Origin of the sequence: Texas Phoenix palm phytoplasma, from assembly GCF_005774685.2 — a bacterium.
Taxonomy (GTDB): domain Bacteria; phylum Bacillota_I; class Bacilli_A; order Acholeplasmatales; family Acholeplasmataceae; genus Phytoplasma.
The window spans coordinates 115,541-130,531 of record NZ_VBRA02000009.1; the positions used below are offsets into that span (position 1 = coordinate 115,541).

At 20.1% G+C, this 14,991-nt stretch carries 12 protein-coding genes; 9 read left to right on the forward strand and 3 right to left on the reverse strand.

Annotated elements, in window-relative coordinates; all coding sequences use genetic code 11:
* Positions 1 to 5 precede the first annotated feature (5 nt).
* The 3 genes from tsaE to gyrB all read right to left on the reverse strand — a co-directional run bounded on the left by tsaE (position 6) and on the right by gyrB (position 5,062).
* Positions 6 to 503, reverse strand: coding sequence for a tRNA (adenosine(37)-N6)-threonylcarbamoyltransferase complex ATPase subunit type 1 TsaE (tsaE, locus tag FEF22_RS01690; protein ID WP_138108054.1), 498 nt, complete (start codon positions 501 to 503; stop codon positions 6 to 8).
* Between the two features lie 85 nt (positions 504 to 588).
* Positions 589 to 3,105: a DNA gyrase subunit A gene (gene gyrA, locus FEF22_RS01695; RefSeq protein WP_138108055.1), complete on the reverse strand. Its 2,517-nt coding sequence runs from the start codon at positions 3,103 to 3,105 to the stop codon at positions 589 to 591.
* A gap of 49 nt (positions 3,106 to 3,154) precedes the next feature.
* On the reverse strand, positions 3,155 to 5,062 hold the full coding sequence (gene gyrB, locus FEF22_RS01700; protein WP_138108056.1) for a DNA topoisomerase (ATP-hydrolyzing) subunit B: 1,908 nt from the start codon (positions 5,060 to 5,062) through the stop codon (positions 3,155 to 3,157).
* Between the two features lie 541 nt (positions 5,063 to 5,603).
* Here gyrB and FEF22_RS01705 point away from each other — a divergent pair.
* The 9 genes from FEF22_RS01705 to FEF22_RS01745 all read left to right on the forward strand — a co-directional run bounded on the left by FEF22_RS01705 (position 5,604) and on the right by FEF22_RS01745 (position 14,837).
* Positions 5,604 to 6,482, forward strand: coding sequence for a class II fructose-bisphosphate aldolase (locus FEF22_RS01705; RefSeq protein ID WP_138108057.1), 879 nt, complete (start codon positions 5,604 to 5,606; stop codon positions 6,480 to 6,482).
* Between the two features lie 70 nt (positions 6,483 to 6,552).
* Positions 6,553 to 7,515 carry an ATP-dependent 6-phosphofructokinase gene (locus tag FEF22_RS01710; RefSeq protein WP_138108058.1) on the forward strand — a complete coding sequence of 321 codons (963 nt, stop codon included), beginning with the start codon at positions 6,553 to 6,555 and terminating at the stop codon, positions 7,513 to 7,515.
* Between the two features lie 32 nt (positions 7,516 to 7,547).
* Complete coding sequence (locus tag FEF22_RS01715; RefSeq protein WP_138108059.1) at positions 7,548 to 8,933, forward strand: MATE family efflux transporter; 1,386 nt, start codon at positions 7,548 to 7,550, stop codon at positions 8,931 to 8,933.
* Positions 8,934 to 9,583: 650 nt separating this feature from the next.
* Positions 9,584 to 10,876 carry a glucose-6-phosphate isomerase gene (locus tag FEF22_RS01720; protein ID WP_138108060.1) on the forward strand — a complete coding sequence of 431 codons (1,293 nt, stop codon included), beginning with the start codon at positions 9,584 to 9,586 and terminating at the stop codon, positions 10,874 to 10,876.
* Between the two features lie 100 nt (positions 10,877 to 10,976).
* Positions 10,977 to 11,759, forward strand: a complete 783-nt coding sequence (locus FEF22_RS01725; protein ID WP_138108061.1) for a YitT family protein — start codon at positions 10,977 to 10,979, stop codon at positions 11,757 to 11,759.
* Between the two features lie 120 nt (positions 11,760 to 11,879).
* Positions 11,880 to 12,605, forward strand: a complete 726-nt coding sequence (locus tag FEF22_RS01730; protein WP_138108062.1) for a TrmH family RNA methyltransferase — start codon at positions 11,880 to 11,882, stop codon at positions 12,603 to 12,605.
* Positions 12,606 to 12,801: 196 nt separating this feature from the next.
* Positions 12,802 to 13,245 (forward strand): Spx/MgsR family RNA polymerase-binding regulatory protein, encoded by a 444-nt coding sequence (locus tag FEF22_RS01735; RefSeq protein WP_138108063.1) that lies wholly within the window; start codon positions 12,802 to 12,804, stop codon positions 13,243 to 13,245.
* Positions 13,246 to 13,425: 180 nt separating this feature from the next.
* Positions 13,426 to 14,370 (forward strand): tyrosine-type recombinase/integrase, encoded by a 945-nt coding sequence (locus FEF22_RS01740; protein WP_138108064.1) that lies wholly within the window; start codon positions 13,426 to 13,428, stop codon positions 14,368 to 14,370.
* 2 nt (positions 14,371 to 14,372) lie between these two features.
* Positions 14,373 to 14,837, forward strand: a complete 465-nt coding sequence (locus tag FEF22_RS01745; RefSeq protein ID WP_138108065.1) for a dUTP diphosphatase — start codon at positions 14,373 to 14,375, stop codon at positions 14,835 to 14,837.
* Positions 14,838 to 14,991 lie beyond the last annotated feature (154 nt).

A 14,991-nucleotide genomic window follows, 5' to 3' on the forward strand; every position in this document is an offset into this window, starting at 1 on the left:
AAAAATTAGTAATTTATTTTTTCTTTTAACGAAATATTCCTTGCTTTATCATTTATAAAAAGAAAATTGATTTTAAAATTCCAAAAATTAACCAAATTACTTATATCTTTGCAAGATTCTATTAAAATTATGTCGTTTTTTTCAATAGTTTCTAATAATTCTTCAATAATGGATAATATTTTTTTATCCTCTATATTTGAAGCAATGTATCTATAAATATCTAAATGATATAATTTTCTATTTTTAGCTTTATAAATTTTTGATAAAACAAAAGTAGGACTGTTGATATTTTGTTTAATATTTAAATTTTTTCCTATTCCTTTTGCAAAAATTGTTTTTCCTGAACCTACACAACCTTCTAATAAAATAATAATATTTTTATTTATATATTTTTCATTATTTTTTATTTTTTGCATAAAATAAAAACCTTCTTTTTTTGTTTCAGAGGTTTTTAATGAAATTTTAGAACCCAAATTTATAATTTTATTACTTTTATTTATCATATTAATTAATTTTTTATATTTTTAAAGATAATATTATATTTTTTTAAAAAATAATATTATAAAATATTTTTAAAATTTATTTTATTTATATATTATTAATTCCTTCTTCTTCTTTTTTTACTATTACAACATTAACTAATTTATCATTTGTATCTAATTTAAATAATATATTTCCTTGAGCTATTTTAGATTTAGTAGTGCGTATTTTGTTCATTTCTATTCTAATAACTTTTCCTCTATCAGAAATTAATATTAATTCTTCGTCTGATAAAACTGTTTTTAAAGTTACTAATTTACCATTTTTTGAAGTTATTTTTAAAGTTTTAGTACCTTTTCCTCCTCTTTTTTGTTTTTTGTATTCATTAATTTTAGTTTTTTTGCCATATCCGAATTCAGTTACAACTAATATATCTTGTTTTTCTGAAGAAACAATAGAAGAACCAACTATACTATCGTTTTCTTCCAATCTCATTCCTATAACTCCTGAACCCATTCTTGTAGTTTTTCTAATAGAATTTTCATTAAAACGAATTGCTTTTCCGTTAGAAGCAGCTAAAATAATTTCTTGTTTACCTGAAGTTTTTAAAACAGATAAAACTTCATCATCTTTTTTTAAAACAAATGCTCTTTTACCATTATTTCTTATATTTTCGTAATCTTTAATTAAATTTCTTTTTATTAATCCTTTTTTAGTTATTAATACCAAGAAATCATTTACTTGTTTAAAATTTTTAACACTTGTTAAAGAAGTTACGAATTCTCCTTCTTCTAAGAAAATTAAGTTAATTAAAGGAATTCCTTTTGATTGTCTTGAACACAAAGGTATTTGATAACCCTTTAATTGATACACTTTTCCTTTATTTGTAAAAAATAATTGATAATCATGAGTAGAGGTTATAACGAAATGTTCTACAAAATCATTTTCGTTAATTTTAATTCCACTAACACCTTTTCCACCTCTATTTTGTTTTTTGTAAGTATCTAAATTTAATCTTTTTGCATATCCTTTATTTGTAATAGTTATTAAAATGCGTTCTTCTTTAATTAAATCTTCTTCTTGTATGTCTATGCTATTTTCTTTATTTAAAATAGTTTTTCTTTCATCATTAAATAATTTTTTTATTCTTAATAAATCTTTTTTTAATATTTTTTCTTTTTTTTCTTGAGACTCAATAATGCTTTTAAATTCTTTTATTTGTAATAACAAATTTTGTTCTTCTTTTTTTATTTTTTCCATTTCTAAGCTAGTTATTTTTTGCAAACTCATGTCTAAAATATATTTGCTTTGAACTTCATCAAAATTATAATTTTCCATTAATTTTAATTGAGCAGTTTTAGTATCTTTAGAATGTTTAATTAATTTTATAGCGTTATCTATATCGTTTAAAACTTTTACTGAAGCTCCTATTAAATGTTTTTTGTTTTCTGCTTTTGTTAATTCGAATTTTTTTTGTCTGTTTATTACATTAATTCTAAATGAAAAAAATTCTTTTAATATTGTTTTTAAATTTACTAATTGAGGTGTTTTATTTATTAAAGCAATCATATTAAAACTAAAAGATGTTCTTATTTGTGAGTATTTATATAATTTATTTAAAAAAACTTTTGGATTTATATCTTTTCTTAGATCTATAACTATACGAATGCCTTTTCTGTTCGAGGATTCATCTCTTAAATCTGTAATTCCGTCTATAATTTTTTCTTTCGCTAAGGATACTATTTTTTCTATTAATAAGCTTTTTTTAATTTGGTAAGGAATTTCTGTTATTATTATAGAATATTTATTTTTATCGTTCAAAACAATATTAGTTTTAGCGCTAATATAAACCCTTCCTCTTCCTGTTTCATAAGCTTCATGTAAATTATTTAATCCAGAAAGTTCTCCGCCTGTAGGAAAATCTGGACCTTTAATATATTTTAATAATTCTTTTGTATCTATATTTTTATTATTTATATAAGCTATTAAAGCGTCTATAACTTCTCCTAAATTATGTGGAGGAATATTTGTTGCCATACCTACAGCAATACCAGAACAACCATTAATTAAAAGATTTGGGAAACTAGTGGGAAGAATTGTTGGTTCCTTTTCACTTTCATCGTAATTATTAACAAAATCAACAGTATTTTGATCTATTTCTCTAATTAATTCCATAGCCAATTTTGACATTCTTACTTCAGTATAACGCATAGCAGCGGCAGAATCTCCATCAATTGACCCAAAATTACCATGACCTTGTATTAATACATAACGAAAATTAAAATTTTGCGCCATTCTTACCATTGCTTCGTAAACACTACTATCGCCATGTGGATGAAATTTACCTATTACATCTCCTACTATTCTAGCGGATTTTTTATATTGACTAGAAGCTATAATGCCTAATTCTTTCATTCCATATAAAATTCTTCTTTGAACGGGTTTTAAACCATCTACAATATCAGGTAAAGCTCTAGAAACTATAACACTCATTGCATAGCTTAAAAATGATTTTTTCATTTCTTCGTTAATATTTATTTTTTTTATAATACCTAAATTGTTATTGATATTATTTTGGTTATCTATATTATTTAAAGAATTGTTTTTTTTTATTTTTTCTGACATTTTAAATCGCCTTTTTCTTTATGTTATAAATAATTAAAAAACTAAAAAATTAAATATCTATATCTGCGTATATAGCATTTTCTTGAATAAATATTTTTCTTGAAGATACTTCATCTCCCATTAACATATTAAAAGTTCTATCCGCTTCTGCAGCATCTTCTAATTTAACTTGTAATAAGGTTCTAGTTTCTGGATTCATTGTAGTGTCCCATAATTGTTCTGGATTCATTTCGCCTAATCCTTTATATCTTTGTAAATAAAATTTATTTTGTTTGTTTTTTTCTAAAAATTTTTTTAGACTTTCTTCATTAAATAAATATTTTATTTTTTTGTTTTGTTGAACTTTATATAAAGGAGGATTTGCAAAAAATATATAACCTTGTTCTATTAATGGCTTTAAATTTCTAAAAAAGAAAGTTAAAAGTAATGTTCTTATATGAGCTCCATCTACATCTGCATCTGTCATTATAATGATACGTCCATAACGCGCTTTACTTAAATTAAATTCTTTATGTATTCCTGTTCCTATTGCTTGTATTAGCGAAATAATTTCTTTATTACTTAAAGTTTTTTCTAGTCTGGATTTTTCTACATTTATTATTTTACCTTTTAATGGTAAAATTGCTTGAAATTTGGAATCTCTTCCTTGTTTTGCCGAACCTCCTGCTGAATCACCTTCTACAATATATAATTCTGATAAAGCAGGATCTTTGATATAACAATCAGCTAGTTTAGAAGCAAAACCTAAAGAATCTAATGGAGATTTTCTTCTAGTCATTTCTCTTGCTTTTTTAGCGGCTATACGCGCTTTTACTGCTAATAAACATTTTTCTACTATTTTCTTTGATTCTTGAGGATTTTCTAACAAATATCTTTCTAAGAATTCTCCAAATATTTTTGAAATTAATGTTCTTATTTCTGAGTTTCCTAATTTAGCTTTTGTTTGTCCTTCGAATGAAGGGTTATGATGTCTTAGTGAAATAATAGCTGTTATACCTTCTAAAGTATCTTCTCCTATAAAACTCATTTCTTTTTTTAGAATATTTTTATCTTTTGCGTATTTGGTTAAAATTCTATTTAATGCCATTTTAAAACCTTCTTCGTGTGTACCTCCTTCATGTGTAGGAATATTATTAACAAATGAATAAATGTTAGTGGAATAAACTTCAGAATATTGAAAAGCAATTTCAAAAAAAATATTATCATTATTATATTCTTGATAAATTTTTTTATTTAAAATTTTTTTGTTTTCGTTTAAATAATCAAGATACTCTTGAATTCCGCCTTGATAATAAAAATTAAAGATTTTATTAGGAGTTATTCTTTTATCAATAATATTTAATTTAATGTTTCTATTTAAAAAAGCTAATTGTTGAATTCTGTTTTTTAAAATATCAAAACGATAAGAAAAGTTTTCTAATTCTTTAAATATTTCACTGTCAGGTTCAAAAGTTATTGTAGTTCCTTTTTGCTTTGTCGTTCCTATTACTTTTAAATTAGTTTTGGGAATTCCTTTTTCATATTTTTGATAATATTTTTTATTATTTAAATTAATTTCAACTTCAAAACTAGAAGATAAAGCATTTACTACAGAAGCTCCAACTCCGTGAAGTCCTCCAGAAACTTTATAAGATGAATTATCAAATTTTCCTCCTGCGTGTAAAGTAGTTAAAATTGTTTCCACCGCTGGTTTATTAGTTTTAGGATGAATATCTATTGGTATTCCTCTTCCATTGTCAGAAATACGAATAATATTTCTTGGAAATATTTCTAAAATAATTTCATCAGCAAAACCAGCTAAAGCTTCATCTATAGAATTATCAATAATTTCCCATACTAGATGATATAATCCTTTTTCAGAAGTGGAACCTATATACATTCCAGGTCTTATTCTTACAGCTTCTAGTCCTTCTAAAATTTGTATACTGTCGGCATTATAATTGTTGTTTTTTGGCATTTGTAAAAATATTAACCTCTTTTTTCTTAAAATTATAGTTTTGAAATAAAATTTTTCTTGTTTTAATATACTTAAATAATATAAACCTATATATAATAATTATATCATAATATTTGTTCAATTTAATCATTTTTATATGAATTTACTGTTATTTTTACAAAATTATTTTTTATTTATAATTATTTTATTTTTTTAAAAAAAATAAAATTAATACATAATATTTTATTTTTTTATTATTATGTTGTTTCATAATTATGTTTTTTTTATATATATAAAAAATATTTTTTTAACAAAATTTTTTATATTTTTTTTGGTATCATATTATATTACAATTATATTATATTATTAAAATTTTATTTTTAAATTTGATTTATTTTTTATAAATTTTTGAATAATTTTTCAGTTTATAAATTATCTTTTTTTAAAATTTATAAAAATTTAAACATTTTTTATTTTTTACAAGAACAAATAATTAATTAATTTTTTGTTATTTTTATTTTACAAATATCGAAAGAAGATGATTTATACAGTAGTATAGTATATGATAAATTTCAATAAAAAAATAATTTTAGATGCTAAAGAAAAAAATTATGCAATAGCGCAAATTAATATTAATAATTTAGAATGGGCAAAGTCAGTTTTACAAACAGCACAAGAACTAAAATCACCTATTATTTTAGGTTTTACTGAAAATTCTATTGATTACATGGGAGGATTTAAGTGTGTTTTTAATTTAATAAAAGAAATGATTATATTTTATAATATTACTATTCCAGTTATTTTGCATTTAGATCATGGAACATTCGAATCTTCTTTTAAGGCTATTGATATAGGATTTAATTCTGTTATGTTTGCTGGTAGTAAATACAAATTAGAAGAAAATTTAAAAAAAACTAAACAAATTGTTAAATATGCTAATTTAAAAGGAGTTTTAGTTGAATCTGAAATAGGAAATATTGGAGATGAAGAAGAACAAAATTTTAGTTTTCAAAATAATAATTCTTTAGCTGAACCTTTAGCTTGTAAGCTTATGTCTGAAACAGGAATAGATTTATTATCTGTTGGAATTAATAATTCTCATGGAATTTATTCTTCTGATTGGGAAGGTATTAATTTTCAACTTTTAAATGAAATAAAGAAAGAAACTTCTTCTGTTTCTTTAGTTTTACATGGAGGTTCAGGAATTTCCGAAAAAATGTTAAAAAAATCTATTGAATTAGGAATTGTGAAAATTAATTTTAATACTGAATTTCAAATATCTTTTGCTAAAGCAATTAGAAATTATATTGAATCAAAAAAAGATTTAGATATTTTAGAAAAAGGTTTTGATCCGAGAAAATTATTTTTTCCTGGTTGTTTAGCTATTAAAAAATTAATGAAGGAAAAATTATTTGCATTAGGTTCTGTTTATAGATATTAATATTAGGTATATTTTTTATAATTTTATTTTTTTTAATGAAATGAATTTGTAAAGGAATTAATAAAAATCAATGTTTAACAAAAAAGTAGCTGTTTTAACTTCTGGCGGTGATTCTCCAGGTATGAATGCCGCTATAAAAGCTATAGTTTATAATAGTATTTATTATGGTTATGAAGTATATGGTATTCAAGATGGATTTAAAGGTATATATGAAAATAAAATTATTCCTTTAAATAAAGAATTAGTTTTTAATATTGGTAATAAAGGGGGTACTATTTTAGGAACTTCTCGATGTATGTCTTTAATGACTGATCCCAATAAAGTTAAACAATCTTTAGGAAATTTAAAAAAAAATAAAATAGAAAAATTAATTATTATTGGAGGAAATGGTTCTTATAAAGGTGCTATGGTTTTTGAAAAATCAAATATAAAATGCATAGCTTTGCCTGGTACAATAGATAATGATATTCCAAAAAATGATTTTTCTATTGGATTTAGTACAGCCATTAATACTATTATGGAATTAGTTCTTAAATTAAAAGATACTGCTCAATCTCATAAAAGATGTATGATTATAGAAACTATGGGAAGATATGAAGGACATTTAACTTTATACGGTGGAATTGCTTCTTCTTGTGAATTAATTATTACTAGAGAAAATTTAATTTCTAAAAATAAAATATTAGAAAAAGTAAAAAGTTTTTTCAATAATGGAAATAATATAGTTAATTTAATAATTACTGAAGGAATAATGAATATTTATGAATTAGCTCAAGATATAGAAAAATCTAGTGGTTATGAATGTAGAACTCAAGTATTAGGTCATATACAAAGAGGAGGTAAACCTACAGCAGAAGATTTTATTTTAGCAACTAAAATGGGAAGTTATTCTGTTGAATTATTAAATAAAAATATTCATAATTGTGGAATATGTATTCAAAATAATAGAATAAGGAATTTTTCTTTTGAGGAAATTTTTAAAAATAAAAAGAAAATAGAAAATTTATATTCTATTTTTAATAAATTTTTTTAAAAAATTTTCAATTTTTAGAAAAAAATGTTTTTATGGAAAAAAATAATAATTCAATGAATTCAAAAAATTATATTTTTAAAAATTTATTTATAATTGCTTTCCCTATAGCTATTTATTTATTATTTCAGAATTTACAAGATTCTGTAGATCATTTCATAATAGCACGTTATAAAGTTGGTAATTCTTTTTCTAGTAATTTAGCTCAATTATTACAATTTCAAAAAACTTTTATAATTATTTCTTCTTGTTTAGGAACTGTTTCTGTTGTATTAATTTCTAGAGAATATAGTAAAAATATAAATAAATCTCGACAATATGCTTCTTTGATTTTTTTAATTTCTGTTTTTATAGGTTTGTTTTTGTTTTTTATTTTTTTCTTTGGCAGAAATTTTATAATATTAAAAATAGCTCGTATGTCTAAAGATATTTTAATAAAAGGCGCTCAATATTATAATGTAATGTTGTTTTCTTTTCTTTGTGTTATAATTAATTCTATTTTTATTAGTTTAGAAAGAATTAAAGGCAATAAAAAGTTTGTTTTATTTTTAAATATTTTAATAATATTTACAAAAATAGTAATTTCTTATTTTTTAGGTATATATTTTAAAGAAAAAATTACTATTTCACATTTATCTTTTTCTACTTTAATTTCTAATTTAATTATTACTATTATGGCTTTTTATTTTATGTTTAGTAAGGAAAATAATTTAAGAATTGAAATTAAAAATATATCTTTTTCTAAAAAAATAATTAAAGAAATTTTTAAATTAACAATTATTTTATGCATTGGAAAAGCTACTTATTCTATGGGAAAAGTATGGGTTAATAGCTTATCTTCTAGTTATTATGGTAATGATTCCGATATTATGTCTGTTATAGGATTAATTGCAGGTGTTAATGGTATTTGTTATTCTATTTCTAGTGCTTTTGATGAAGCTCAATCAGTTATGATTAGTAAATGTGCTGGAACGAAAAATTATAAACAATCCTTTAAAATTTTTTATGTTGTTTTAATTATAACTTTTTGTATAGGAATTTTAGGTTTTATGACTAGTCATTTTTTTGGTCAAGATATTATGTACTTTTTATATAAAAAAGATAAATTATCTTTTTCCAAAATAAATGCTTTTCAGGTTATTCTTTATTTTGAAACTACATCTTTATTTACTTCTGTTTGGGCTTCTAATATGTTAACATATATGACTTCTTTTTATAAAAAAGTTAATTTTGTTTTATTTATGAATATTTTGCGTATTATTTGTCGTTTATTTTGTTTATTTATTTTTAATCAAATTTCTTTATTTTCCTTTTTAAGTGGTAAACCTAGTAGTTTCGGATTAAGCATTTTAATAAGTAATTTATTTGTTTTAATAATTACTTTTTTATTATTCATTTTTCAAATAAAGAAAAAAAAATAAATTAAAAATTTTTTTATTAAAATTAAATTTATTCTTTTTTCTTATTAAAATTTCTAAATTTTTCTATCTAATGCAAACAGAAGATCTTTAATTTTTATATTAATTAGTGATATTAATTTATAATCATTTTGTTATTATATTATCATTATTACAATTATTAATTTTTTTGTTCTATTTGTTGTCAATATTTTTATCTTTTGCTAATTCTTTTGAAGAAGTTAAAATTTAAAAATATTGTCAAGAGGTAGTTTCGAAATAAATTAATAATTTTTTAATAATGATATTATATAAAATTACTAAAAACCTAATAATTATAATATTTTAATTTAATTAACATAATTTTTATGATTTTTATTAAATATCTTAATGTAAAAATAAAATTATATTTTTTGTATAATAATTTTTTATATCTTAGCAAGATATTTTATTTTTTATAATTTTTTTGAAAATTTTTTATTTTAATGTTTTTAATTATGTATCTTTTTTCTTTGTTTAATGAATAACCTAAATAAATGAAAGGTTGTTTTTTTTTATATTTTTTTATATTTTTTATATAATATATAATATAGTTGTTTATTTAATAAAAAATAATTTAATAATTAACAATAATAAAATTATTGTTTTAGAATATTTTATGAGGTTTCATTTTTATGTCTTTTAAAATTGATTTTAAAGGTATTTTAAATTTTTTTGACTTTGAAAAAGAAAAAATAAAATTAAAACCGGCTATAAATAAAATTCATAATTTGTTACATTGTAAAAAAAAATCTGAATATACAAATTTTTTAGGATGGCTAAATTTACCTCTTTATAAAGATGAACAAGAAATTAAAAAAATTAAAGAATTGAAAAAAAAAAATTCTCATTTAGATGTTCTAGTTGTTATAGGAATAGGTGGTTCTTATTTAGGCGCTAAAGCTGGTATAGAATTTTTAAAAAAACCTTTTTCAAAAAGAAAACCTGAAATTATTTTTGCTGGTTATCAATTATCAGGAAATTATTTATCTAATTTAATTGAATATTTAAGTGATAAAGAATGGGCTATTAATGTCATTTCAAAATCTGGTACTACTTTAGAACCAGCTATCGCTTTTAGAATTTTAAAACAAAAATTAGAAATGAAATATGTTATATCCGAAGAAGTAAAAAAACGTATTTTTATTACGACAGATTCTAAAAAAGGTAATTTATATCAAATGTCTTTATTAGAAGGTTATGATAGGTTTGTTATTCCAGAATCTATTGGCGGTAGATATAGTGTTTTAACTTCAGTAGGTTTATTGCCTTTTGTATTTGCTGGTTTGAATATTGATTATTTATTAAAGGGAGCTAAAGCTGCTTATAATGATTTTTGTATTAATGATGTTCAAAAAAATTTAGCTTATCAATATGCAATCGCTAGATATTGTTTATATAGCAAACTCAATAAAAAAATAGAATTATTAGTTAATTATGACGATCAATTATTTTTTTTCTCAGAATGGTGGAAACAATTATTTGCTGAATCAGAAGGCAAAAAAGAACAAGGTATTTTTGTAGGTTCTTTGAATTATACTTCTGATTTACATTCCTTAGGGCAATTTATTCAAGAAGGAAATAAAATAATGTTTGAAACTATTTTAAATATAAAAGAAATTGAAAAAGATTGCATAATACCAAATATTACTAATGAATTAGATAATCTTAATTTTTTATCTGGCAAAAATTTTTCTTTAATAAATCAAACAATTATTAAATCTGTAAAACAATCTCATATTGAGGGATTTGTTCCTAATATAGAAATACAAATAGATAAAAAAAATGAATATAATTTAGGTTATTTGTTTTATTTTTTTCAAAAATCTTGCGCTATGTCTTCTTTTTTATTTAATGTTAATCCTTTTGATCAACCAGGCGTAGAAGTTTATAAACGCAAAATGTTTTCTTTTTTAAATAAATTATAGTAAAAATATTATTTTTTATAAAAATTTTTTTATGAAATATAAATTTTTTTGTTTTGTCAAAAAATAAAAAAATAAAAAATTATTAAGGATAATGCAATAAATGAAAATTTCAAAAAAAATAAAATCATATTTTATATTTTTATTTTTTTTTATTTTTTTTCTAATAATAATGTTTTTAAATTATTTAATTCCAATATATCGTTTTTTTTGGTTAAAAAAAATATTTATAATTTTTATTGGTTTTTTTTTACTTGTTTTTGGAGTTTATTTTTTTGTTTTACCTGAAAATTTTATTGTTGGCGGATTAGAAAGTAATTTGATTTTTTTGGATAAAATTTTTTTTTATAAGACGAAAAAAAAGAAGCAAGAATATTTTTTTAGTAATAATAATAGTATTATTGTTTTTCGTATTTTAATTATTTTGTTATTTGGTTTTTTAATTGGTAATTTAAATTTTTTTATGTCAACTGTTATATTTAATTTTTCTTTTTCTTTTTTAATTAAAATATTTGAACATTACAATATTAAAAGAGAATTTATTATTCAAAAAATTCCTAATTTTATTCAAAATAATAAATTTTTAAAAATGTTTTTATATTCAATAATTATAGGTATATTTTTGGGAATTGGTTGTGGTTTAATTTTTGCTAATAATTGTTCTACAGGTGGAACGGATGTTATATTCTTATATATTCAAAATAAATTTAAGTTAAATTTAAAAACTATTTTATTATGTATTGACGGAATTATGATTTTGATTTCTTTTTATTTAGATTTTTTAAGAAACGAAAAAGAACGTAAAAGTGTTATAATTAAGTATATTTTTTCTTGTAATGCTTTTATTATTGCTATTTTTTTGATTGATTTAATTCAAAAATTATGATTTTAAAATTTTATTCATAAAATATTATTATGAATAAAAAAAATATTATTAATAAAATTAAAAAAACTTTAAAATTATTTTTTTTAATTTTATAAATTATAAAGAATTGAAAATATAAAAATGATATCTTCTAAACAAAATTATAAATTTAAAAAATTAAAAAAACTTTTATTAAAAAAATATCGAGATATACATCAAGAATTCATAGTATATGGAGAACATTTAATCGAAGAAGCTTTAAAAAGAAATATTGTTATTGAAATGTATTCTTCTTGTTTTTTGGAAAATAGTATTTTAATGAAAGAATTTTTATTTAAAGAATTAAATGTTATAGGCACACCTCCTTTTAAGATAGCTCTTTGTAAGATTTGTAATATGCCTTTGAAAAATAAAAATAATAATATTTTAGTTTTAGATGAAATTCAAAATCCTCAAAATGCTGGTGTTTTATTAAGAAGTGCTTGTGCTTTTAATTTTAATCATGTTTTTTTTAGTAAAAATTCTGTAGATTTTTATAATGAAAAAACTATTAGAGCAAGCCAAGGAGCTTGTTTTAATTTATTTTTAGAAAGAGGAGATATTATAAATTTTTTGGATTTAAAAATAAATCAGTCTTATAAAATTTTTAGTTCTTGTGTTTATGAAAAAAATATTAATTTAAATAAATTAAATTTAAATTTTTTTAAAAAAAATCCAAAAAGAATTTTAATAGTAGGTAATGAAGGTTCTGGAATTTCTTCAGAAGTTAAAAAAAAATCTCATTTTTTTTTAAATATTGAAACTAATTTAGTAGAAAGTCTTAATGTTGCTGTAGCGGGAAGCATTTTGATGTATTTTTTAAAATAGAAATTCAGTATTTTTATAAATTTTTATTGTATAACGAAAAAAAATACTTTACTAACTTATTTATTTAATTTTTGATTTTTTTAATAAAATTTGTTAGAATAAGTGTAATTTTGATTTGTTTTTTATTTATATATTTATTATATTTTATTCATTTTTATTAAAAAATATAAAAAAAATAAGGAATAATGTTGTATATATGGTTTTAATTTATACTAATGCTCGTTGTGTTTCTTGTAAAAAAGCTAAAAAATGGTTAGAAATTCATGGTGTTAAATATAAAGAGAAAAATTTGAATAAATTTAATTTAAAAGAATCTGATATTGATTCTATTTTAGACCATGAACAAATTGATTTTACTAATATAATTTCTACTCGTTCTAGAATTTTTAAACAGCAAAAATTTGATCTATTTTCCTTAAAAATAAAACAGATAAAAAGATTTATTATAGAAAATCCTAGTATTTGTAAAAAACCTATAATTTATGATAAAAATTCTATTGTTATAGGATATAATCAAGATGACATAAGAGTTTTCATTCCTAAAAATTTACGACATTATATTATTAGAAATAATATTCACATAAAGAAACATAATTATGTCCAAATGATTAAAGAATATTTTAGTAAAATAAATAAGTAGTTAAATTTTTTTTCATTTCTTTTTTAATTAAAATATAAAAAGGATAAAAAAAAAATTACATTAAAAAATAATTACTTTTTTAATGTAATTTTTTTTATTTGAAATTTTTTCTTTTTTAAAAAAATTTTTTTAAAATAATTTATTTTATAAATTTAAAAAAAAATAAAAAGTAGGAATTAATTGTTTGATTTAATTAGTGAATTTGAAATTTTTTTAAAAATTGAACGTAATTATTCTAATTTGACTATTATTAATTATATTAACGATATTAAAGAATTTAAAAATTTTTTATTAAAAAAAAATATGTTATTTAATTTTGATTCTTTAGCGCAAGAAAATCAAGCTCGTTATTTTTTGGCTTTTTTAAATGATGAAAAAAAATTTAAAAATGTTTCTATTATGAGAAAAATTTCTTCTTTAAAAACTTTTTATAATTTTTTATTAGAAAAATATAATTTTAATTTTAATATTTTTAAGTCTATTAAAGTAAAAAAAGTTTATAAAAAATTACCTAAGGTAATTTCTGATGAAGTTATTCAAAAATTATTTGATTCTATTGATGTTACAAATAATCTTGGTTTTCGAAATTATTTAATATTAGAATTGTTATATAGCTGCGGTTTAAGAGTTAGTGAATTAATTAAATTACAAATCAAAGATATATTTTTTTCTAATTCACAAATTTTAATACACGGTAAAGGAAATAAAACTCGATATTTGCCTTTGCATGAAAATTTAGTTACAAAATTAGTTTTTTATATTAAAAATATAAGAGAAAAATTATTATTAAAAAATAAAGAATATGATAATAAAAATATTGAAAAAAATTTTTTATTATTGAATTTTAAAGGAAAATGCCTTACACAAAGAGGAATCAGAGTAATATTAAATAAAATATGTAATTCTTTTTCAGAAAATTTTAAAGTTTCACCTCATATTTTGAGACATGCTTTTGCTACTATTTTACTTAATAATGGTGCTGATTTGCGAGTTGTTCAGGAATTATTAGGACATAAAAATTTAAAAACAACTCAAATTTATACTTATGTTTCTAATAAATTTTTGAAAAATAAATTTTTTGAAAATCATCCTAGAAATTCTTATAAAAAAAATAAGGAGAAATAATTTTGCATAATAAAGAAAAAATTTTTTTTCAAATTGTAAGTTCTTATAAAGATAAAAATATTAATTTACCTAAAAGACAAACTATGTTTAGTGCAGGATATGATTTTGAATCTGCTTGTGAAGTAATGATAAATCCTGAAGAAATTTTTTTGTTACCTACAGGCGTAAAAGCTTTTTTTCCTAATGATAAAGTTTTATTAATTTACGCTAGGTCATCTTTATCAATAAAAAAAAGATTAATACTTGCCAACAATGTAGGAGTTATAGACAGTGATTATTATAATAATGAAAAGAATGAAGGTCATATTTTTATTCCTTTGTATAATTTTTCAAAACAAAAGGTTTTGATTAAAAAAAACGAAAAAATTGCGCAGGGAATTTTTCAAAATATTTATTTCACTGAAGATGAATTTTCTATAAAAAATAAAAAACCAATTAGAAAAGGAGGTTTCGGTAGTACTAATTAAATGTTTTAATAAATAATTAATAAAACATTTAAATAATAATTTTTAAGAAAATAAAATATGTTATACTAAAAAAGGTGTATCTTAAAATCGAAATTTAAGAATTATAGTAAATATATGAAAATTATAAATAATATATATAAGAAAATAATAAATA

Excerpts from the sequence above, each read along its gene's own strand:
- gyrB (WP_138108056.1), bottom strand. The coding sequence starts at position 5,062 with ATGCCAAAAAACAACAATTATAATGCCGACAGTATACAAATTTTAGAA.
- FEF22_RS01720 (WP_138108060.1), top strand. The coding sequence starts at position 9,584 with ATGTCTTTTAAAATTGATTTTAAAGGTATTTTAAATTTTTTTGACTTT.
- FEF22_RS01735 (WP_138108063.1), top strand. The coding sequence starts at position 12,802 with ATGGTTTTAATTTATACTAATGCTCGTTGTGTTTCTTGTAAAAAAGCT.
- FEF22_RS01715 (WP_138108059.1), top strand. The coding sequence starts at position 7,548 with ATGGAAAAAAATAATAATTCAATGAATTCAAAAAATTATATTTTTAAA.
- FEF22_RS01705 (WP_138108057.1), top strand. The coding sequence starts at position 5,604 with ATGATAAATTTCAATAAAAAAATAATTTTAGATGCTAAAGAAAAAAAT.
- FEF22_RS01725 (WP_138108061.1), top strand. The coding sequence starts at position 10,977 with ATGAAAATTTCAAAAAAAATAAAATCATATTTTATATTTTTATTTTTT.
- FEF22_RS01710 (WP_138108058.1), top strand. The coding sequence starts at position 6,553 with ATGTTTAACAAAAAAGTAGCTGTTTTAACTTCTGGCGGTGATTCTCCA.
- tsaE (WP_138108054.1), bottom strand. The coding sequence starts at position 503 with ATGATAAATAAAAGTAATAAAATTATAAATTTGGGTTCTAAAATTTCA.
- FEF22_RS01730 (WP_138108062.1), top strand. The coding sequence starts at position 11,880 with ATGATATCTTCTAAACAAAATTATAAATTTAAAAAATTAAAAAAACTT.
- gyrA (WP_138108055.1), bottom strand. The coding sequence starts at position 3,105 with ATGTCAGAAAAAATAAAAAAAAACAATTCTTTAAATAATATAGATAAC.